Raw genomic sequence first — 21,966 nt, forward strand, 5'->3', positions numbered from 1 at the left:
TCATTTTAAATTATCTTAAAACAACGTTTCATGTTGCAATAGGGAGCTGAGTCTCAGCTTCCTTTGCCACTTGATCGAATCTCAAACCAATGGAGCAAAGGAAAATTTTAAAAGGGACAGTACACCTCCTAATAATTAGTGTGCTGTTATCACAATCCATTCCTCCTTTTTCCCTGCACCAGGAAGGTCTTAGTGAAGTATTAATGATAGCCTTTACCAATCTCAATCTGGTAATTTTTTACATCCTTAACATTACATTATTAATCCCCAAGTTCATATCCAAACGCTCATACAGCAATTACTTTTTAAGCGTATTAATCCTGCTGCTGTTATCTCTGGCCATCTATTATTTAATCAATACTTTCCTATGGGATCCTGAAAGAATGATGTCTAACAGGCCTGCTTTCCTTGGAAACGAAAATATGCCTAAACCTCGGGAATTTGGATTCATGCCTAACCCGATTTACTTCAGAACCTTCTCTTATATCTTTCGATTCCTACTTATTCTGGGGCTTGGAACCTCTTTTGAACTCATTGTACTTTTTGACAAGGAGCGAAAGCGCAACGATGCAATGGAAAAGGAGAAAGCAATCGGTCAATTAAACTTTCTCAAAAACCAACTTAATCCCCATTTTCTTCTGAATGCATTAAACAATATCTATGCACTTGCCCGAAAAAAATCCGATGACACTACAGATGCTATACTCTTGTTATCCGATATGCTAAAACATGTACTCTATGAGGCGGGCAAAAGTAAAATTCCTATCCAACAAGAGATTGCCTTCATTCAGAATTACATCAAAATGGAAAAGTTGAAGTTTACAGAAAAGAATGCGCCAAATATCAACTTCACAGTTTCGATCCAAAACGTACATTATTTAGTCGAACCATTGATATTGATGACGCTCGTGGAAAACGCCTTCAAGCATGGGATCAGCTACATCACGCCTTCGTTTATTCTCATTTCACTGGAAGAAAATGACGTGGCTCTTAAATTCTCGGTTATCAACAGTTTTACTAATAAACATGAAAACACAATGAATAAAAGTCATGCCGGACTGGGTATAACGAACCTCGAAAATCAACTCAGCCTGATCTATCCAGGCAAGTATTCCTTTCTTCAAAAACGGGAAAAAAATCTATTTAAAACTTTTCTTACAATAAAAAAGTGAACTACAAATGTATAGTGATCGACGATGAAGCTTTAGCTATTGATGTATTGGAAGACTATATCAGCAAATTCCCTGTATTAGAGTTGGTTGGGACTTTTGATTCTCCATTGAAAGCAATCAATAAGATTTTGACCAGTTCTGTAGATTTGATTTTTTTGGACATCAATATGCCTGACATAAATGGTATTTCCTTTTATGAGAATTTGCCAGTAAAACCAAAGGTCATTTTCACAACAGCATATAGCGACTTTGCTGTTAAGGGATTTGAAATAAATGCGATAGATTATCTGGTCAAGCCATTCAGTTTCGAACGCTTTTTCATGGCTGTAAATAAGCTGATGTCCATCGGTGCCAAACTACCCTTTGCCCAGATTGCTCCGACAAACTTCACTTTCAGCGAATCCCAGGATTATATTTTCGTCAAAGCAGAATATTCTTCAATCAAAATCAATCTGAAGGATATTGTAATTTTGGAAGGGTATAAGGATTATGTAAAAATCCATTTAATCAATGAACCTAAGCCTATACTGACACTTAGTAGCATCAAGCATTATGAAACCTCGCTGTTCTCTAAAGGTTTTGTAAGAGTACATAAACGACATATTATCTCCATTGATAAAATCGAAAACATCAGTCGAAACCGGGTCAAGATGAAAACCAAGGAAGAGTTTATTCTGATTGGGAACAGTTTCAAGGATTTTTTCTATGAATTGGTTGTGAATAATAAGATTTGAGAATAGTGGAAAAGTGTTAGTGGTTATTATGACAATTGAATTGTTTTAAAGGTTTTTACATCATTTTAAAAAGGTCACCGAATAACGCACAACGAAATCGCATCAAATCGCGTCTAATTTGGTTTAATTGCTTATATGCAAAAATTTGATTTACAGAAGGATAAGTCACTTTCTGTGCGTGAAATTTAAGCATTGGTCACCGTATAACTCACATTTTTTTTGATATTTGTTGATATGAACTAAAGTCTAAAAAACAGAAAAGCCTGTAAATCAGTAGATTTACAGGCTTTTGATTTCCCTTGGAACAGGTTTCGTCGGGGTGGCAGGATTCGAACCTACGACCTCCACATCCCAAATGTGGCGCGATACCGGGCTACGCTACACCCCGAACTTTCAATTTGACCCAAGACTTGCTCTTGAATCGGATGCAAATGTAGTAAAATTTATTTCCGACAAGCACTTTTTTGAAAATGATTCTAAAAAAAATACAGCAAGAAAATTTATGACGCATTTTCATATCTCAGCTAGTACATCAATTGAAAGTTCTACTACAATATTCATCCTTTAGAATCCTTAAAAATCAGCCTTATGGTATTTAAGGAGTCTACTTACATCCCCATACTTGATGTTTTTGGACTTTAGCTAGCAAAAAGGATATTTTTCAAAAGGTTAATTATCCATTTATAAAAAAATAGAAGAAGTTTTATTAAGATAATTCACACAAAAACCAGGACCCAAATCGAATTAAAAGCTTTATTATTAGCTAGATAAGGAGTTTTATGTCTGAATTAGTATATAAACATCTTTCTCAATTATTTTTGGATTGAGTCTGAATAGGTAATTGAGAAGGTTTGGGAAGAAATTATTTTGTTATTTTATGATTAGAAGAAGTCAGCTGCGCGAATACTGAAACCCAACTGATTTTTTCAAATTTGAATCACATCAATAAAGTAAATTCTAACTAATGAGTTTTCAAATCAAAAATTCCGGGGAGGCCTACGATGTAATAATTGTCGGTTCTGGAGCGGGTGGAGGTATGGCCTCCAAAATACTTTCTGAAGCTGGTCTGTCGGTGGCAGTAGTGGAAGCTGGTGGAGATTTTGATCCAGCCAAAGAAGAGGATCGTACACAGTTGAGGCCACCGTGGGAATCGCCAAGAAGAGGTGCTAGTACACGTATCCGTCCTTTTGGTGACTTTGACGCCGCTATAGGAGGTTGGGATATTGATGGAGAACCTTATACCAAAAAGAATGGGACTGAGTTCGATTGGTTCAGATCTAGAATGGTTGGAGGAAGAACTAATCACTGGGGTAGGATTTCTCTACGTTTTGGTCCTAACGACTTCAAACGTGCCAGCATAGATGGATTAGGTCACGATTGGCCAATCGGCTACGATGATCTTAAGCCGTATTACGATAAAGTAGATAAGTTAATAGGCGTTTTTGGCACCAAAGAAGGTATATATAATGAGCCGGATGGATTTTTCCTTCCTCCTCCAAAGCCAAGATTGCACGAGCTATACATGAAGAAAGGTGCCGATAAAACTGGTGTTCCTATGATTCCTGCTCGACTCTCCATGCTTACTCGTCCAATTAATAAGGAGCGAGGAGTTTGCTTTTTTTGCAGTCAATGTAATAGAGCATGCCAGGTATATGCTGATTTCTCGGCAGGTACTTGCTTGGTCCATCCTGCTATGAAGAAGGGTAAGGTGGATCTATACACTCACTCCATGGTCAGAAAAGTGACTACAGATGAATCCGGAAAAGCAACTGGTGTCTCCTTTGTGAGCAAGGTGGACATGAAAGAGTATAAGTTAAAATCAAGGGTTGTTGTCTTAGGTGCTTCTGCATGTGAGTCTGCTAGAATCATGATGAATTCCAAGTCTAAATCACATCCGGACGGTATAGGCAACAGCTTCGGGATAGTAGGTAGATATCTTCATGACTCCACCGGAACTGACCGCATGGCAATTGTGCCTAGCATGATGGATCGTGAGCGCTACAATGAAGATGGAGTAGGGGGCATGCACATGTATACACCTTGGTGGGGAGATAATAAGAAGTTGGATTTTGCGAGAGGATACCATATAGAATATTGGGGCGGTATGAGTCAGCCAGCCTATGGAAGTGGAGGAAGCATGAATTCCATGCGCCAATACATTAAGGATGAATTTGGTGAACCTAGTCAGAATGGTGGCTACGGAATAGGAATGAAGAAGGACATACGTAAATTGTATGGTTCTACCATGGGAATGTCAGGAAGAGGGGAAAGCGTACCGATGTATGATAATTACTGTGAGATTGATCCTAACACTGTGGATAAATATGGAATTCCTGTTCTTAGATTTAATTACAACTGGACAGATCAGGAAGTAAAGCAGGCTAAGCATATGCACGATACCTTCGAAGAGATCCTTACCGAAGCTGGCGGAATCCTCTTAGGTACTAAACCAGGACCTGAGTCCAAATATGGTCTTTTGGCTCCAGGAAGAATAATTCATGAAGTAGGGACAACTCGTATGGGAAATGATCCTTCTACCTCTGTTTTGAATTCAAATTGTCAGGCGCATGATTGCGACAATCTATTTGTAGTGGACGCTGGACCATTTGTGTCACAAGCGGATAAAAACCCAACTTGGACCATTTTGGCTCTTGCTTGGAGAACTTCCGATTACATTGTTTCTGAATTAAAAAAGAAAAATATCTAAGTCATGAACAGAAGAGAAAATCTAAAATTACTCTTTACTGGCTCTGTCGGTACAGGTTTATTATTGACTGGCTGTTCTCCTGAACAGCAGAAATTACCTGCGAAGGACTTACTTTCCGGAGGTACAATAGGTGGCAGGACAGAAGAAGAAAAGCAACGTGACCAAAACTTGCTTTCTGAAACTTTCTTCACAGATGAAGAACGTAAGAAGTTAAATACTTTGGTGGATATCATTTTGCCAAAAGATGATGAATCACCTGCAGCTTCAGAAGTTGGCGTGGTGGATTTTATGGAATTTATGATGAAGGACCAGCCAGGAAATCAAGTGCCTATGCGTGGAGGACTGATGTGGTTGGACTATGAAGCTGATGAAAAATTCGGTAAGTCTTTCAATGAACTTAGTGAATCTGAAGTCATGACGATTGTAGAGGAAGTAGCATGGCCTGACAAAGCAAAAGAAGAGTATAGTGGTGCGGTTCATTGGTTTAACTTGGTTAGAAACCTTACTTGTTCAGGGTATTTCTCTACTGAGGCTGGATGGAAGTATTTAGGATATGTAGGTAACACACCGAATGCATGGGACGGTGTTCCTCAAGAGGTGATGGATAAGCATGGTGTGAAGCTTGAAGAAAAATATCTTCCTCTTTACCTCAAGCCTGAGGATAGAGGTACAATCATCGAGTGGGATGACGATGCTAATATTATTGGCTAATTAATCTTTCTCTAATCTTTATCATTAAAAACCAATGGGCGAAAGCTCGTTGGTTTTTTTATGCTTTTTCTGGTGAATCATGATTGCAAAGTTCAATAAGCCATTTATCCCTTTTTCATTGATATTTAGGATAAATAGCTTAAAATTCCCTGACACTCATTTGTATCGTAAAAGGAAGATCCACGGTCAAGGCGATAGCCTTAAACCATTTCTACTTGATTTTCTTTTCTCAAAGTTTTAAAAATAATAAGCATACCTAACTAATATATCATGAGTCTTAAAAGTAAACTTTTATTAGGATTGACAGGAGCTGTTCTGTTTTTCAATTGCGCTTCCCCAAAAGAGGAAGTAGAAGAAACAGAGGTGAAAAAGCCAAATATCGTCATCATTTATATGGATGATTTGGGTTATGGTGATTTGAGTTCTTATGGAGCAACAGAGCTTTCTACGCCTAATATGGACAAGTTGGCCAATGGAGGAATTCGATTTACCAACGGGTATGCCACTTCGGCAACCTGCACTCCAAGTCGATATGCTTTACTGACAGGTATTTACCCTTGGAGAAATAAGGATGCGAAAATCCTTCCAGGTACAGCGCCTTTATTGATCAGCACATCACAAATGACTGTTCCCAAAATGCTTAAAGAGCAAGGCTATGAAACTGGTGTTGTCGGTAAATGGCATTTGGGTTTAGGGAATGGAAACGTAGATTGGAATCAGCATATTAGCCCAAGTCCTAATGAAGTAGGCTTTGACTACAGCTATATTTTGGCAGCAACCCAAGATCGTGTACCCACAGTTTATATAGAAAATGGTGATGTGGTAAATCTAGATCCCAATGATCCTATCGAGGTGAGTTATGAAAAGAATTTCGAAGGTGAGCCAACAGGAAAGGACAATCCAGAATTGACCACAATGAAGTGGCATCACGGGCATAACAACAGCATCGTGAACGGTATTCCTAGAATTGGATTTATGAAAGGTGGAGAAGCTGCCAAGTGGTCTGATGTAGATATGGCAGATCACTTTTTGGAGAAAGCCCAGAGCTATGTAAAGACCCACAAAGACGGTCCATTCTTCCTTTACTATGCATTTCAGCAACCTCATGTGCCAAGAACGCCAAATCCAAGATTTGTAGGGAAATCAGGTATGGGTCCAAGAGGAGACGTGATATTGGAGGCAGACTGGATGATAGGAGAGTTTATGAAAACTTTGGAAGAAGAAGGTTTGCTTGAGAACACCTTAATTATTTTCAGCTCTGACAACGGCCCCGTTCTAAACGATGGTTATTACGATGATGCGGTGGAAAAGCTAGGAGATCATACTCCAGCAGGTCCCTTGAGGGGAGGGAAATACAGCCTGTTCGAAGCAGGAACACGTGTTCCATTCATGGTTTACTGGAAAGACAAAATCCAGCCTCAGGTATCTGATGCTTTGGTTTGTCAAATTGATTTTCTAAGTTCTTTAGCTGCTTTGACAGGAAGTACTGAAACCACAGATGATAGTCAAAACCTCCTTTCTACTTTTCTTGGAGAGGAGAAATCCGGTAGAACAGATTTAATGATTGAGGCGACTGGCAGAACGGCTTTGCGTAAAGGAGAATGGCTGATGATACCACCATATAAGGGGACGGCTGTTATCCAGTCTGTGAATATTGAAATAGGAAATGATCCAAATTATCAACTTTATAACCTCACAAGTGATATCGGCCAAGTGAACAATCTAGCGGAATCAAATCCTCAGAAATTGGAAGAAATGATCAATGATTATGAGACTATCCGCGGGGAAATGAATGTCAAGGTGGAAGATGTAGTCTTGAAATAAGTCATTTTCTGTAATTTACAATGAAAGACCTTAGTACAGTCATATGTGTAATGTCTTCCATTTTTAATTTGACATCAGTATGCAACGACCCATAATTTACCTCGAGCTAGTAGTTCTTTTCTTCTTCATTACATCTTTTGCATTTGGGCAAAACTCAAATGAAACAAAGCCCAATTTCATTATCATTTTCACCGATGATCAGGGTTATGGAGATTTGGGCACGTTTGGTCATCCTACGATCAAGACTCCAAATATTGATCAAATGGCTGTCGAAGGCCAAAAATGGACAAGTTTCTATGTAGCAGCAAACGTCTGCACTCCGAGTAGATCGGCAATCTTGACGGGAAGACTCCCAGTTCGTACCGGAATGTATTCCAATACAAGAAGGGTTTTATTTCCGGATTCAGGAGGTGGACTCCCAGCTTATGAGAATACAATAGCCACACTTCTCAAAGGTTCGGGTTATGCTACTGCTGCCATTGGAAAGTGGCATTTGGGTCATTTACCTCAGTTCTTACCCACCAGCCATGGCTTTGATTCGTATTTCGGGATTCCTTACAGCAATGATATGGATCGGATGAATGACATCACTGCCAAGGAAGCTTTTGCCGATTCAAAAATCGAGTATTTCAATGTGCCGCTGATGAGAAATACCGAGATCATCGAGCGGCCTGCAGATCAGAACACCATTACCAAAAGATATGCTGAGGAAGCGGTGAATTTCATTAATGCCAATAAGGACAAACCATTCTTTCTTTACTTAGCCCATTCACTTCCTCATGTGCCACTTTTTGCCTCAGGAGATTTCAGAGGAACCAGCGAGCGTGGTTTGTATGGAGATGTGATTGAGGAAATTGATTGGTCTGTGGGAGAGATTTTGAATGCTTTAAAAGAGAATGGCCTCGATCAAAATACCTATGTGATCTTCACTTCTGACAATGGTCCTTGGTTGGTTTACAATGAGCAGGGTGGAAGTGCAGGTCCACTTTTTGGCGGAAAGGGTACGAGCTACGAAGGTGGGGTGCGGGTTCCTACAGTAATCTGGGGTCCTGGAAATGTGAAACCAGGCGTGATCTCCAAAATCGGAAGCACATTGGATTTGTTGCCTACCATCACTTCACTTGCTGGTACAAAAATGCCTCAAGATCGTGTTTACGATGGGTTAGACTTAAGTCCAGTAATTAGAGGAGAAGAAAGTACGCCAAGGGATGAGATGTTTTACTATCATGGCGATCGTCTTTTTGCAGTACGCAAAGGAAATTATAAACTTTATTTTTACAGTAATAATCCTGCTGGATACCCTGAGAAGCTTGAGAAACTTGAAAAACAGACTTTATATAATTTAGGACATGATCCTTCAGAACGTTTTGATCTGGCAGATCAACACCCTCAGATAGTAGCCGAAATCAGTGATCTTGCCAAAAAACATTCAAAAGAAATGGTATTTGGAGAGACACAGTTGGAGAAGAGAATAGGGGATAATTAGCTTAAATCTATATTCTGAATAAGAAAGGATTTATTTATAGCGACTAAATAAAGTTTGCCATTTGCTTTCCTTTAATCCAATTTTTCGACCCTTGTATGAGTATTTTCTTGCTGCAGGGAAGAGGATTTTGAAATCAATTTTTGCCGGTTCAAAAAGTAAGGAAGTGGTTTTTAAAAAACTGAAATGATTCTGAAAAAATGCATCTTAGGATATAAGATATACACATCGCGTGGTGCAGAGGGACTGCGTGGGTTTTATTCCTTAAAATCCACGCAGCCTTGCCTCTGACTTATCTCCACACAAAATCTAATTAGGGTTAAGATTTTCTTCGCTATAATAACGTCAACTGAGAAGTTTTAAGTCTCTGGTTTGATTTTAAAAAAGCCTAAAGAGTGTTAAAACCGGTATGTTAGAAATCTAGAATAACCTGAATTTAAATCACTTTAAAGGATTGACTTTGCATATACGTTCAACTGTATTTTGAATCAGAGCTTGGAAGTCAAGGCTAAGTCCTGAAAACCAAAAAAAGGTAGGGATGTCCCTGCCTTTTTTTTGATCGTAATTATCATTGGTTATTCGCTTGCTATGATTTTCACGTCAAGTTCCACATCATCGTAAATCATTTTGTCAGCAAGGTTTTCAAAGTAGGAACCCGAACGGAATTTGATGTCGTAATCAGTACGATCAAAAGTCAATTTACCAGTTGCTGTGATTATGCCTCCATTTACTGCAACAGTTGCTGGAAAAGTAACAGGCTTAGTGATATTTTTAATAGTCAGATCTCCTGTGAGTTGATAGTCTTTGCCGTTGGAGGTTTTGGCATTTGTGATGGTAAAGGTTGACTTTCCGTGATTTGCTACAGAGAAAAAGTCATCTGATTTCAAGTGGTCAGTTAGCTTTTTATTCATGCCTGGATCGGTGATATCCTCAACGGTTAAGCTAGTCATATCCATCTCGAAACTGCCACCCAGGATTTTTCCGTTTTGATAATCTAGTGTAGCAGTCGTGATAGGTACTTTACCGTGATGCTGACCAGTTACTTTTTTGGCAGTCCAGGTAATGCTGCTTTCAGAGGTATTTACTGTAGCTACCTCAGGTATCATAGTGAACGCTGTAAAAGCAAAGGTGAATAGTAGAGTTAAAATTTTCATAGGTATAGAATTCGGTTGTATGTGAAGAGTGTAATTAGGATTATCAAGACGAAAGAAAAGAGTGAAAGGTTATGCGAATTTATTATTTTAATACGGATATTATCTTTTGTTCAAAATATTGTTTTATATAAATTGGATTTTACCAATTATCAAATTAATAAATCAGTTATATATATCAGATTTCTATTGATTATATTTATCAACACCCAATCTCAACCTCTTACTATGAAATCGCTTTTAATTTTCATCTTTTGCCTTATGACAATTTCATCATTTGCTCAGTTACAACCTATAAAATCGGGCGTCTTCAAATGGGACGATCACAAAGTGGTTCAGAATGGAGATCGAGTTGGCAGGCCGATATTTGAAGGCACTTCTCCTCATTTTGATTACTTGGAAATCCACGCCACAACTCAGGCGATTGGAGCCAGTGCAAGCACTGCCCATGCAAATGAGGATATTGAGGAACTAGTAATAGTAAAAGAAGGAAAGATGGAAGTAATGCTAAATGGTAAAGGCAACATTCTCGGACCAAATGGGGTACTTTCCTTGATGCCTCAGCAAATGCATTCTCTGAAAAATGTCGGGGATACCCCATTAACTTATTATGTCATTAGATTCCGCTCTAAAAAACCTATGAATCTGGAGCGGGGTAGGGCATCAGGTAGTACTTTAATTATCAATTCGGATTCAACTACCTACAAGCCCACCAGCGTAGGAGGAGTTCGTTCGTATTTCGATAGGGCGACTACTATGTGTGAGAGATTAGAAATGCATGTGACTACTTTGGACGGAAAAGTAGCGAGCCATGAACCACATTCTCATGTGGAATCTGAAATTATCCTAATGATTTCAGGAGAAACTGCTCAACTAATTGATGGACAAGAATATACAGCCAAAGCAGGTGATTTTTATTTCATGGAATCCCAGCATATTCACGGTATCCGCAATATTTCTGATGAACCAGCCACTTATTTTGCTTTTAAATGGAAATAATAGAATATAGAATTCTATTGCTGTACTATATAATTTGAGTTTGAAAACGTAAACTAAAAATGTGCTTGAGTCAATCAACTCGAGTAGATGTTTATCCAAATATATTTTTTAAATAAGAGTAATATAATTTTAGATTCATTGATCTTGGTAAGAGTCTATCCTTTATCTTTGGAATTACCTGCTTTAAATAATATCAGTAACTAAAGCGAAATACTGCCTTTATATTAATTTATCTAAATTTCTGAGAAGGCGAAATGTGATTTTTATAATTTAGTATCTACTGATAAAAGAGGTTTATATTGGCAGTTTTAAATTCAAATTACTTTTCGATGAGGAATTTCTAACGCATTGAATTCCTAATATCTTATGAAAGATTACAGCACAACAACTGAAATATACAAAGATGAACTCCGATTTCAGCGGATGATTGAAGAAGTGGAGGATTACGCGATAATACTGCTTGATACTGAGGGAAATATTCAAAATTGGAACAAAGGAGCTCAAAAGATCAAAGGCTATCTGGGAAATGAAATTATTGGTAGGAACTTTAGCCTTTTTTATCTTCCGCAGGACCGGGAAAATGGGCTCCCAAACAAATTAATTGGAGAAGCGAAGCAAATTGGAAGGGCTACTCATGAGGGTTGGAGAGTTCGCAAAGACGGGAGTACTTTTTGGGGATACATAGTTATCACAGCATTGCATGATAATCAGCAAAATGTAATTGGTTTTACAAAAGTGACCAAGGATCTGACTGAACGAATGCTAGTGGAGAAACAAAAAGAAAGTGACTCCAAAAGTATTTTATTACAAAATAAAGAACTGGAGCAGTTTGCCTATGGTACCTCGCATGACTTGCAGGAACCAATACGTAAAATCAGAGCTTTTGTGGAATTAGCCAAAAGTGAAATAGATAATAAGGAGAATCTGGAATGGTATCTACAAAAAATAGACAACAGTGCCGAAAAGATGATTCAGCTTATCAAAGATATTTTGGCTTTTGCCCGAATTTCCCACGACCATACAAAGTTTTCCAATGTTGACCTGAATCAAATACTCGTCAATATATTCTCGGAATTTGAAATGCTGATTGTGGAGAAAAAGGTGGAATTTGAAGTTTCTACTTTACCCGTAATCAAAGCTATTCCGGTTCAGATTTATCAGCTATTCAGCAACTTGATCAGCAATGCGATAAAATTTAATGATGGTAGACCCCACATAATTATTTCAGCGACATCTTCTGTAGGTGAAATGGATTCTAAAGGAAAGTCAGGCTGTCTGATCACCTTTACTGACAATGGAATTGGTTTTGATCAGAAATACGCAGAACAGGCATTTGAGCCATTCAAGAGGTTATCCAATAAATATAGGGGGACCGGAATAGGTCTGGCTCTATGTAAAAGAATTGTGGAAAACCATAAAGGAACAATAAGTGTCCAAAGCATAGTAGGAGAAGGATCTACTTTTAAAGTTTTTTTTCCTGAATTTCCTACTGCGATAGATGAAAACGCTCTTTAAAGCACTAGTATATTTAACTTTCCCTGCTTATAATTTTCAGAATTTTTCTGCATTCATGTGATTAGTAGATATAGAATTTATTCTTTGAAGTAAAGAGCTTTTTTTAGTTGTAATTGCCCTGCCTTAACTGGGAATCTTGTATTTTAGACATCTATTCTTCTCTTAAAATTATAAATGACGATCCTAGTATTATCCAGTCTTCTCATCATTGGTCTTATACTCTTGCTTGCGGAAGTCTTATTTGTGCCTGGGACTACCGTGGTCGGTATTTTTGGACTAGCTGTAAGTTTGGCTGGAGTAGTTTATGCGTTCCTGAGTTTTGATCCCGAAATAGCTTGGTGGATTACTTCCATAGCAGTAATCCTTAATCTCGCAGCTATAGCATATGGCTTTAATTCTGGAGTTTGGAATAGATTTTCACTCAAATCATCCATGAAAGGAGGAGCTTTCGACGGTCGAACAGATGCTTTGCAAATTGGAATGCCTGGCAAAACTATCTCTGATCTTAAGCCAATTGGAAAAGCCAGCTTTGGTGAGATTATATATGAAGTAAAATCCGAAAATGGATTTATTCCAGTTGACACCGAAGTCACCATTATCAAAATTGAAAACAATAAAATTTTAGTAAAATAATATGGAGAATTTAGATCCGAGCAGTTCAATGTTCATCTTGGTGGCTGCGGTCGCCGGAATAGTCCTTCTTTTCATCTTCTTGTACTTTGTGCCAGTCAATCTCTGGATCACTGCACAATTTTCCAATGTAAAAGTTGGAATAGGAGAACTTATCGGGATGAGAATCAGAAAGGTACCGCCTAGTATCATTGTCAATTCATTGATTACTGCAACTAAAGCCGGTCTTCAGTTGACTACAAATGACTTGGAAACGCACTATATGGCTGGTGGTAATATTCCTAACGTCATCAGAGCACTGATTTCTGCTGATAAAGCAAATATCAATTTGACGTTCAAGCAAGCTACCGCAATTGATTTGGCAGGTAGGGATGTATTTGAAGCTGTTCAGATCTCTGTAAATCCAAAAGTGATCAACACACCTAATGTGGCTGCTGTGGCTGCAGACGGTATTCAATTGATAGCAAAAGCCAGAGTAACTGTACGAGCAAACATTGCGCAATTAGTCGGTGGTGCCGGTGAAGAAACCATTCTTGCCAGAGTAGGTGAGGGCATAGTTACTTCTATTGGTTCGGCCGCTACTCACAAAAGTGTATTAGAAAATCCTGACAAAATCTCCAAGCTGGTTCTCCAGAGAGGTTTGGATGCTGGAACGGCATTTGAAATTCTTTCTATAGATATCGCAGATATTGACGTGGGCACAAACATTGGTGCGAAACTTCAAATTGATCAAGCATCTGCGGATTTGAAAGTTGCCGAAGCAAGAGCTGAAGAGAGACGTGCGATGGCAGTAGCATTAGAGCAGGAAATGAAAGCTAGGAATGTGGAAATGAGAGCTAAGGTAATCGAAGCTGAGGCCGAGGTTCCAAAAGCATTAGCTGAAGCTTTTAGAAGTGGCCGACTGGGAGTGATGGACTATTATAAAATGGAAAACATCAAATCCGATACATCCATGAGGGAGTCAATAGCAAATCCTGATACAGAATCAAAAGATTCTTCAAAAGGGAAAAACGAGAAAAAATAAAGAAAGGAGCTTAGGCTCCTTTTTTGTTTTTCTTATTTGGTTCATTGAGGGTTTGGATCACCGTAGGTACGTAGGTGGTTTTGGCAAATATTTGTTCATTTACCCAATCTACAAGCACTTCTTCATAGGCTAAAGGAATGATAATTCCCCCTTCTTCATCTATTACTCCGGTAAGACCATCCTTTCGAACAATCACAAAATTCTTTCGTTCTCTCCTCAATCCTTCAAATTCTGTGGCAATTACTTCATTTGCCTCTCCATCCAATAAACCGGTTTTGCCGGACTTTTCTACCAAGAAATAACCATCGGTAGTCCGATAAATATTGTCAAACCCTTCGGAGGTAAGAACTGCACCAAAAGTATTTAAGAGGTAATATTTGCCGTTTGCTTTAGCTATGGCAATCCCTTTTTGGAAAGGTTTGATTTCTTCCCAAGTTGCATCTGTGATCCTCTCTCCAGTATCACTGATTAACCCCCAGTTTAAGGATGTTCTGTACGCAGCTATTTTATCAGAAAATAAAGTTGTTTGAGCATATTCTGGTTTGATCACCCAAGTCCCGGCTGAATTTACAAATCCGAATGCTCCTTTGGATTTGGCAGGGAAAAGTCCTTCGTTGCCGAATTTGATCTCTTCTACGTCAAGCATAGGCTTCACTAGCCATCCTTTTTTTCCTAGCAAGCCAATCTTGGCATCCCGGAAATGCACATTGTAAAGGTCTTTGCCGATTTTATTGACTTCGGTTATTCCCACATCATCCAGCAAAATGCCATCACCTTCCATCACACGACGTAGCTTACCATGAATGTATTCAAGCATGATATCATTCTCAAAAGTGATCTTATGAAAGGAATTGTAGCGGATGTTTGACTGTATATCATTCCCTTCGATCAGCAAATATTGATCTTGGTTGTACCCATAGAAGAAGTTGCCGTACGTGTGTTGAAGCGTTTCGATTATTGGATCCAATACATAGTCGCCTTCCCTGTTGATCAGCCCAAAACCGCTGGCTTCCTTAGCCAAAACAAACTCTCCATCATTATCCGAGAGAAGTTCAAAAGTCTTATCAGGATTTGGAGATAGTGGCATGGAATACTCGCTTCCTTTTCGGATGATGATCAGTCCGGTGTTGGTAATCTTTGCCTCATCCAGTTCCCCTAAATAAATTGTCTTATTTTTTCCTCGTTCAAATAACCAATACTCATTTCCTTTGCTTGCCAAAAGCATAGTGAAATAGGTATCAATTTTATCATATTCCAAGGGCAAAACCTGCTGTCCGTATTCGTGAAATGCTCCTAATCCATTTGGTCCTTTTACTATTATCCAAGGCTCTACATAAAGGTGAATTTCAGTACCGACCAAAGAGACTGCCGGTTTGAGATCGTTCGATAATAGTGACAGCTCATTACCTTTTTTGCCGATTTTCACGGTTTCGCTTAGAAGATCTATTTCATCGTAAATTAAATGTGATTGAAGTTGAATCTTCGTATCATAGACTTCCCAGGACTGAGAGTAGGCAGCTTCAGAAATTAAAAAAGTGGATATCAGACTTAGGAGTAGCGTAAAATTTTTATTCATTTATATGTAGATTATTTGGAATGGTCCTAAAGGTAAAATGACCAAAGGTTTGATTCAATCCTTTGGTCATTTTTATCCAATTTTGCTTGGCTTATTTGTCGGTTTTGACTCGGTCTAGATCGAAGAGATCAGATATCATTTCGATCATCTCCTGTGCCTGATCCCGCTGGCATGCAGCACGAAGCTGCACCACGGGCACTTTTAGGATTTTTTGCATCATGCTCTTGGTGATCTTATCTATCACAGCGAATTCTTTTTCGTCTGCATTCTTCATAAACCTAGCCATTTCCTCCTGACGGATTTGCTCGAGGGATTGCTTTAGTTTATTGATGGTAGGTGATACCATCATTTCTTTTTTCCATCCTTGAAACTCAGTAATGCTCTCCTCGATGATTTCTTCCACTTTAGGAACTGAGGCAAGTCTCTTTTCCAATGTTTCAGAAGCTTTGCTTCGGATATTATCTACATTATAAAGTATTACACCAGGCACGTCTTCCACCGAAGTCTCGATGCTTCTAGGTACGGAGAGATCCACGAGTAGTTTGTAACTGTTGATCTGGAATTTCTTCACCAATTCCTTGGTGATAAAAGGCTCCGACCGTTGAATGGAGCAAACAATTACATCTGCTTCTTCCATTGCTGTCATACAATTTTCAAAAGGAACTACCTCAAATCCCATCTCCGCTGCAATAGTTTCAGCCCTCGACTGAGTCCTATTGGAGATTTTTACTTTTGCAGAAGGAATGTGAACCATATTTTTAGCCACATCTTCTCCGATTTCACCCACACCGATCAAAAGTATTCTTGGTTCAAAGGTATTTGAAGTCAAGCTTTCGATCAATTCGATTGCTGCGTAGGATAATGATGCGGCTCCATCCCTAAAAGCTGTCTCCTGAACAATGCGCTTATTTGTGAAGAATACGGTGTGCATCAATCTATGAAGAAAGGGCCCTGCCATATTAAGATCTGCAGATGCCTGATAAGATCTTTTTACCTGATTGGAAATCTGAATGTCACCTACGACTTGGGCTTCCAATCCCATCGAAACCCTAAACAAATGTCGGATAGCTTCACGGTCATCATTAAAAATTTCGAAATACTCCAGGTAATTTACAATGTCAACAAGTCCTTTTTCAAGACCTATTAACTTAATGATTTCTGTGCTGATGTCCTTATCATGGCTATAATAAACTTCAGTTCTATTACATGTAGAAAGGATTAAGGCATCACTTAGATTAAAAAAGTCTTTGAGTTTCAGTAAAATACCATGTACCGCTTGCTCGTCCAGTGAGATGATCTCACGGATTTGTACCGGCGCATTTTTATGTGACAAACTAAGGGCTCTGAATTTGACTTGCATCATGGGTAAGCTTGGATTGCAAATTTAACAGACAAAGGCTAGGGAAGTATCCATTTGTGGAAGGGATCTGATAATTTGGAATCTATCTAAATAACTATTCGCAATTATACTGCAAAGCTAATCAGTATTGATTTCCGAATCTAATACTATTAACTTATGTCTTATTGATAGATTCTATCATTTTTTATGATTTACAATGAGATCTAGATTTTTTTATTGGCTTAAGGTTTATCTGGGGTTTTCCAGAAAGGAATCACGTGGATTTGTGCTGTTGATTCCCGCATTACTTGTGTTAGTTTTCGCAAAAGTTGTTTTCAAAGAGATCAGACAAGCAAAGGCTGAGAATTTCCATGTACAGTATTTGGGTATTATTGATAGTCTGGAATCATCAGGAATTACGCTGTTGAATTCTCCTTTTCCAGTATTTAATCAACAGGATACGATAACAAATAAGTCTAATGCCAAACAACTGGAAAATCTCAACCGAATTTCCTTTTCAGAAGCTGATTCCGTTACACTCCAGATTGTCCCGGGAATCGGCCAAAGCACAGCAAGCCGAATTGTGAAGTTTAGAGAAAATCTGGGTGGGCTTCATAGCAAAAGTCAGCTCAAAGAGGTTTATGGATTGAAACCTGAGACTATAGATGCGATCTGGGAGTATTTTGATTTTTCTCCATCTATTTTTAGGAAAGTAAAAATCAACCAAGTGGAAGTGGATGAATTGAGCAAACATCCTTATTTCAGCTATTCGGAATCAAAAGTTTTAATTGCTTACAGAAAGCAACATGGTAAATTTCAGTCTTCGGAAGATTTAAAGCAGATCAAAATTTTTAGACAGGAATGGATAGATAAGATTTCTCCTTACCTGGATTTTCAATAGTTCGGGAATTCAATTTTTCCCAAATGCCCAATTTTCCGCATCTTTGATCCATGGATTCTAATCTGGATCAGATACAATTACCCAAGCTCAATTTGCCTCATTTCGAGCCTCAGCTTCAGGAGAAGGACGGTAGGATGTGGATATTTGATTCGCTTCGCAAAAAGCATTTGGTATTGACACCTGAAGAATGGGTTCGGCAGCATTGGATCAATTTCCTTATTAATCAATTGAAATTCCCAAAGGGACTTTTGGCAATGGAAAAAGGACTACTTTACAACAAACTGCTAAAGCGGACTGATCTGGTGGTTTGGAATAAGGATGGGAATCCATATTTGCTCATTGAATGTAAAGCTCCCAAAGTAAAGTTGACTCAAAAAACCATCGAGCAAGCCTGCATGTATCATAAGGAATTAAAGACTCCTTTTCTGCTAATCAGCAATGGATTACAGCACATATGTCTAAGTTTTGATTTTGTTGCGGAGAAGTTTACTCAGGAGAAAAACTTTCCAGAACCTCCGCTTTAAATGAAGTGTTGTAAATTTGAGTTTTTGAATGTTTAAATAAAATTACTGATCTGAGTATGTCAAAACCATCTTCCATTCATCCATGTGACTTGTGCAGTAGTCGGAAATTGTCCATGCTGTCTGAACTTACAGAGGAGCAAGCCTGCAATATTTCTGACAATAAAAATATGATTTCCCATCGTAAAGGGCAAGTGCTTTATTACGAGGAAGCAAAGCCATTGGGAGTTTACTGTGTGAATGCTGGGGTAATAAAAATTTTTAAAACAGCCTCGAATGGCAAAGAGCAAATTATGCACTTGGCAAAAAAAGGCGACCTTTTAGGATATTCTGCATTGCTTGGAGAGGAAAATTACACCAATTCGGCGATGGTGATTGAGGATGCGAAAATCTGCTTTATTCCAAAAGAGACTTTTCTCAAAGCTCTGATCAGCAATGGGCCATTTTTCAAGAGACTTACTAAAGCACTCAGCCATGAAATAGGAGTGATGGAAGAAAAGCTTGTTGATGCTTCGCAAAAAAGCATCCGTGAGCGTTTAGCCTATTTGCTTTTACAGCTAGCCAATTCTTACGGATTGGATGGAGGCGATCATCAGCAGATTGATTTGGTGTTAAGCCGTGAAGAAATTGCCAGTTTGATTGGTACAGCTACGGAATCTGTTATCAGACTTTTATCAGAATTCAAAAAAGATAAGCTCATCGAACTCAAAGGCAAGAAGATCATCGTTCTGGATAAAAGTGGTTTGGTTAAGCTTTCGGATTTTTATGCTTGAAATGAACAGCTACTTACAATTTGGAGTTGACTGAGTATGAAATCACGTAGAGCTCCAATCTTTTTTTGTTTAATGTTCCTTATTAGTCTGTGGGGATTTTCACCCAATGCCATTGCGCAGTCTGTAGCATATAAAGCTTTGTTGGCAACGTTATATGATTCTGATTTTCCTGTTCTGAAGCCAGCTCAAATAGCTGATTTGAGTAGTTATCAAGTTGTGGATACCCGGGAAAAGGAGGAGTTTGAAGTCAGTCATCTCCAAGATGCCAATTGGGTAGGGTACGATGATTTTTCACTAAAGAATGTGGCTTCATTAGATAAAAGTAAACCAGTTTTGGTCTATTGTACAGTTGGGGCTAGATCACAGGAAATAGGTAAAAAGCTGCATGAAGCTGGCTTCAAAGAAGTATATAATCTTTACGGTGGCTTGATAGAATGGGCAAATGAGGAAAGGCCGATTTATCACGGAGACTCTCTGACTAAGAAAGTTCATACCTATTCCCGTACTTGGGGTATATGGTTAACCAAAGGAGAAAAAGTCTATTAAGAGCTATTTTGGTCTCTTAACCGACCAATTCTTATTTCTCAACATCTTTACTTTGCTTCCGAACGTAAATCAGTTCAAAATACTTTCCCATGAAAAATATTAAAACTTATTTTCTTCTCTTTCTTAGCATCATCCTTTTGAGTTGCCAAAGTTCTGTTCCAGGAATGGCAGGAACTACTCCGCCAAGTCACAAGGCTTGGAATGAATTACTAAAGGCAAATGTCAGCGCTGATGGAACAGTCAATTACACAGGATTTATAAAAGAAAAGGGGAAGCTAGAAGCGTATCTTAAAAGTCTTAGCGAAAATGCTCCGGATCGTAAAACATGGTCAAAAAATGAGCAATTAGCTTATTGGATCAATGCATACAATGGATTTACGGTAAAGTTGATTGTGGATAATTATCCTGTGGAAAGCATTAAAGATCTTGGTCCAACTTTGAAAATCCCGCTGATCAAAGATGTTTGGCATTACAAATTTTTCAAAATAGGAGGTCAAGAATCCAGCTTGGACGAGATTGAGCATTCTATTTTGAGAAAAGAATTTGAAGAACCTAGAATCCACTTTGCCATTAATTGCGCGTCAGTTTCCTGTCCTCCATTGCTTAATGAAGCTTTCGAAGCCGAGACCATTAATGCACAATTAGATAAAGTAGCCAAAGGTTTTATTAATGACTCCTCAAGAAATAAAATCAGTGCTGAAGCTGTCCAAGTTTCTTCCATTTTCTCCTGGTTCAAAGGCGATTTCACGAAAAATGGGGATCTTATCGACTTTTTGAATAAGTATAGTAAGACTAAAATAAAATCAAATGCAAAAATTTCATTTTTGGATTATGATTGGAATCTAAACGAATAGCACCAAGTTTTTGGTAAATTTCAAATTGAGTCTTATTTCAACCCCCACAAAATGAGTTCAAATCGCCATGTGGTCATCATAGGCAATGGAATCGCAGGAATAACCTGCGCTCGCCAGCTACGGAAGCTCGATGATTCGGTCAAGATAACCGTGATTTCAGGTGAATCGAAGTACTTTTTCTCCAGGACTGCACTAATGTATGTTTTCATGGGACACATGAAATTTGAGCATACACAGCCTTATGAGAATTGGTTCTGGGAGAAAAACAGAATTGATCTGAAGGAGGCTTGGGTCAAATCGATTGACTATAATGCAAAGACTCTACTTTTCAAATCAGGGGAAGATTTGAGTTACGATGAGCTTGTCATCGCCACAGGTTCTAAACCAAATAAGTTTGGCTGGCCGGGTATGGATTTGCAAGGGGTACAAGGTTTGTATTCCAAGCAGGATTTAGAGCTGATGGAAGAAAATACCACCGATGTACAGCGGGCAGTAATTGTAGGCGGAGGTTTGATTGGGATTGAAATGGCAGAAATGCTGGCTTATAAGAAAATACATGTCACATTTTTAGTAAGAGAATCGGGCTTTTGGAGTAACATTCTTCCGAAAGAAGAGTCTGAGTTAGTAAGTCGACACATGCGGGAGCACCACATTGACTTGAGGTTGAATGAGGAGTTAGACGAGATTATTTCTGATCCAAATGCCCGTGTAAAAGCTGTCCGCACAAAATCAGGTGAGGAGATTTCCTGCCAATTTGTTGGACTCACTGCTGGAGTGACGCCGAATATAGACTTTCTTCGAAATACGGAACTAGAAGTCAATCGCGGAGTGAAAGTAGATTTCAGCTTTCAGACCAATATTCCAAATGTTTATTCCATCGGTGATTGCGCCGAGTTTCATGAGGCACCGGCAGCAGATCGTAAGCCGGTGGAGCAAGTTTGGTACACTGGAAGAATGCACGGAGAGACATTAGGATATATCTTGGCTGGCAAAAAAGTCACTTATAAGCCAGGTGTCTGGTTCAATTCCGCCAAGTTCCTGGATATTGAATATCAAACCTATGGGACAGTTCCAGCAAGTTGGGATGAAGATAAGATCAAGTCATTTTATTGGGAGCATGCTGGTGGAAAAGTCTCTTTCCGAATGCTGATGGATCTGCAGGGCAAAATTCTCGGTGTTAATAATTTCGGTTTTCGTCTCAGACATGAATTTTTCGATCAGGCAATCCGAGAGTCTTGGGATGGCGCGAAAGTGATTTCTAAACTCGATAAAGCCAATTTCGATCCTGAGTTCTTTGCGCCTTATTACATAGAAATTCAAAAGGCTTTTAAGAGCCAATTCGGAGGAGATGTTAAAGTTTCTAAGAAAACATTTATTCAAAAACTATTCGGAGCTAGCGTATGAAAGTGAACATGATGATAATGTCAAATTTAGGAATTATGAATACCCATGTGAGATTCTCCCGAAACGAGTTCGGGACAGGCAATGTGTCCTATAAAAATCAAA

19 protein-coding genes and 1 tRNA gene are annotated in these 21,966 nt (G+C 38.7%); 16 read left to right on the plus strand and 4 right to left on the minus strand.

Annotated elements, in window-relative coordinates; genetic code table 11:
* Positions 1 to 89 precede the first annotated feature (89 nt).
* Both AACZ73_RS06240 and AACZ73_RS06245 read left to right on the plus strand, forming a co-directional pair.
* Entirely contained in the window at positions 90 to 1,172 is a 1,083-nt protein-coding gene (locus tag AACZ73_RS06240) for a histidine kinase (protein ID WP_339876398.1), read from the plus strand.
* Positions 1,169 to 1,906 carry a DNA-binding response regulator gene (locus AACZ73_RS06245; RefSeq protein WP_339876399.1) on the plus strand — a complete coding sequence of 246 codons (738 nt, stop codon included), beginning with the start codon at positions 1,169 to 1,171 and terminating at the stop codon, positions 1,904 to 1,906. The genes AACZ73_RS06240 and AACZ73_RS06245 overlap by 4 nt, the downstream gene beginning before the upstream one ends.
* A 314-nt stretch (positions 1,907 to 2,220) precedes the next feature.
* On the opposite strand, the gene AACZ73_RS06250 is transcribed toward AACZ73_RS06245, so the two are convergent.
* Positions 2,221 to 2,294 (minus strand) — tRNA-Pro (locus AACZ73_RS06250).
* Positions 2,295 to 2,870: 576 nt separating this feature from the next.
* On the opposite strand from AACZ73_RS06250, the gene AACZ73_RS06255 reads away from it, so the two are divergent.
* The 4 genes from AACZ73_RS06255 to AACZ73_RS06270 all read left to right on the plus strand — a co-directional run bounded on the left by AACZ73_RS06255 (position 2,871) and on the right by AACZ73_RS06270 (position 8,634).
* Entirely contained in the window at positions 2,871 to 4,613 is a 1,743-nt protein-coding gene (locus AACZ73_RS06255; RefSeq protein WP_339876402.1) for a GMC family oxidoreductase, read from the plus strand.
* A gap of 3 nt (positions 4,614 to 4,616) precedes the next feature.
* On the plus strand, positions 4,617 to 5,324 hold the full coding sequence (locus AACZ73_RS06260) for a gluconate 2-dehydrogenase subunit 3 family protein (protein ID WP_339876404.1): 708 nt from the start codon (positions 4,617 to 4,619) through the stop codon (positions 5,322 to 5,324).
* Positions 5,325 to 5,594: 270 nt separating this feature from the next.
* On the plus strand, positions 5,595 to 7,148 hold the full coding sequence (locus AACZ73_RS06265) for an arylsulfatase (protein WP_339876406.1): 1,554 nt from the start codon (positions 5,595 to 5,597) through the stop codon (positions 7,146 to 7,148).
* A gap of 79 nt (positions 7,149 to 7,227) precedes the next feature.
* Entirely contained in the window at positions 7,228 to 8,634 is a 1,407-nt protein-coding gene (locus tag AACZ73_RS06270) for a sulfatase (RefSeq protein ID WP_339876408.1), read from the plus strand.
* Between the two features lie 572 nt (positions 8,635 to 9,206).
* On the opposite strand, the gene AACZ73_RS06275 is transcribed toward AACZ73_RS06270, so the two are convergent.
* Entirely contained in the window at positions 9,207 to 9,785 is a 579-nt protein-coding gene (locus AACZ73_RS06275; RefSeq protein ID WP_339876409.1) for a YceI family protein, read from the minus strand.
* A gap of 258 nt (positions 9,786 to 10,043) precedes the next feature.
* Here AACZ73_RS06275 and AACZ73_RS06280 point away from each other — a divergent pair, with 258 nt between their 5' ends.
* From AACZ73_RS06280 to floA, 4 genes are all read left to right on the plus strand, one after another.
* Complete coding sequence (locus AACZ73_RS06280) at positions 10,044 to 10,781, plus strand: cupin domain-containing protein (protein ID WP_339876410.1); 738 nt, start codon at positions 10,044 to 10,046, stop codon at positions 10,779 to 10,781.
* Positions 10,782 to 11,147: 366 nt separating this feature from the next.
* Complete coding sequence (locus AACZ73_RS06285) at positions 11,148 to 12,296, plus strand: ATP-binding protein (protein WP_339876412.1); 1,149 nt, start codon at positions 11,148 to 11,150, stop codon at positions 12,294 to 12,296.
* Between the two features lie 174 nt (positions 12,297 to 12,470).
* Complete coding sequence (locus AACZ73_RS06290) at positions 12,471 to 12,929, plus strand: NfeD family protein (RefSeq protein WP_339876414.1); 459 nt, start codon at positions 12,471 to 12,473, stop codon at positions 12,927 to 12,929.
* Position 12,930: 1 nt separating this feature from the next.
* Positions 12,931 to 13,950: a flotillin-like protein FloA gene (floA, locus tag AACZ73_RS06295; RefSeq protein WP_339876415.1), complete on the plus strand. Its 1,020-nt coding sequence runs from the start codon at positions 12,931 to 12,933 to the stop codon at positions 13,948 to 13,950.
* A gap of 10 nt (positions 13,951 to 13,960) precedes the next feature.
* On the opposite strand, the gene AACZ73_RS06300 is transcribed toward floA, so the two are convergent.
* A complete protein-coding gene (locus AACZ73_RS06300; RefSeq protein WP_339876417.1) occupies positions 13,961 to 15,526 on the minus strand; it encodes a WG repeat-containing protein in 1,566 nt (521 codons plus the stop codon).
* Between the two features lie 91 nt (positions 15,527 to 15,617).
* Positions 15,618 to 16,886: a glutamyl-tRNA reductase gene (gene hemA, locus AACZ73_RS06305; RefSeq protein ID WP_339876971.1), complete on the minus strand. Its 1,269-nt coding sequence runs from the start codon at positions 16,884 to 16,886 to the stop codon at positions 15,618 to 15,620.
* A gap of 196 nt (positions 16,887 to 17,082) precedes the next feature.
* Between hemA and AACZ73_RS06310 the strand changes: the two genes are divergently transcribed.
* From AACZ73_RS06310 to AACZ73_RS06335, 6 genes are all read left to right on the plus strand, one after another.
* The gene (locus AACZ73_RS06310) at positions 17,083 to 17,766 is read left to right on the plus strand and encodes a helix-hairpin-helix domain-containing protein (RefSeq protein WP_339876419.1); all 684 of its coding nucleotides are present in this window, start codon (positions 17,083 to 17,085) and stop codon (positions 17,764 to 17,766) included.
* Between the two features lie 50 nt (positions 17,767 to 17,816).
* Entirely contained in the window at positions 17,817 to 18,290 is a 474-nt protein-coding gene (locus AACZ73_RS06315) for a type I restriction enzyme HsdR N-terminal domain-containing protein (protein WP_339876421.1), read from the plus strand.
* A gap of 56 nt (positions 18,291 to 18,346) precedes the next feature.
* On the plus strand, positions 18,347 to 19,060 hold the full coding sequence (locus AACZ73_RS06320) for a Crp/Fnr family transcriptional regulator (RefSeq protein WP_339876422.1): 714 nt from the start codon (positions 18,347 to 18,349) through the stop codon (positions 19,058 to 19,060).
* Between the two features lie 72 nt (positions 19,061 to 19,132).
* On the plus strand, positions 19,133 to 19,606 hold the full coding sequence (locus AACZ73_RS06325; RefSeq protein WP_339876423.1) for a rhodanese-like domain-containing protein: 474 nt from the start codon (positions 19,133 to 19,135) through the stop codon (positions 19,604 to 19,606).
* Between the two features lie 89 nt (positions 19,607 to 19,695).
* The gene (locus AACZ73_RS06330) at positions 19,696 to 20,460 is read left to right on the plus strand and encodes a DUF547 domain-containing protein (protein ID WP_339876425.1); all 765 of its coding nucleotides are present in this window, start codon (positions 19,696 to 19,698) and stop codon (positions 20,458 to 20,460) included.
* Between the two features lie 51 nt (positions 20,461 to 20,511).
* Entirely contained in the window at positions 20,512 to 21,864 is a 1,353-nt protein-coding gene (locus tag AACZ73_RS06335; protein WP_339876427.1) for an FAD/NAD(P)-binding oxidoreductase, read from the plus strand.
* Positions 21,865 to 21,966: the final 102 nt, after the last annotated feature.

Source organism: uncultured Algoriphagus sp. (assembly GCF_963974835.1).
Taxonomy (GTDB): domain Bacteria; phylum Bacteroidota; class Bacteroidia; order Cytophagales; family Cyclobacteriaceae; genus Algoriphagus.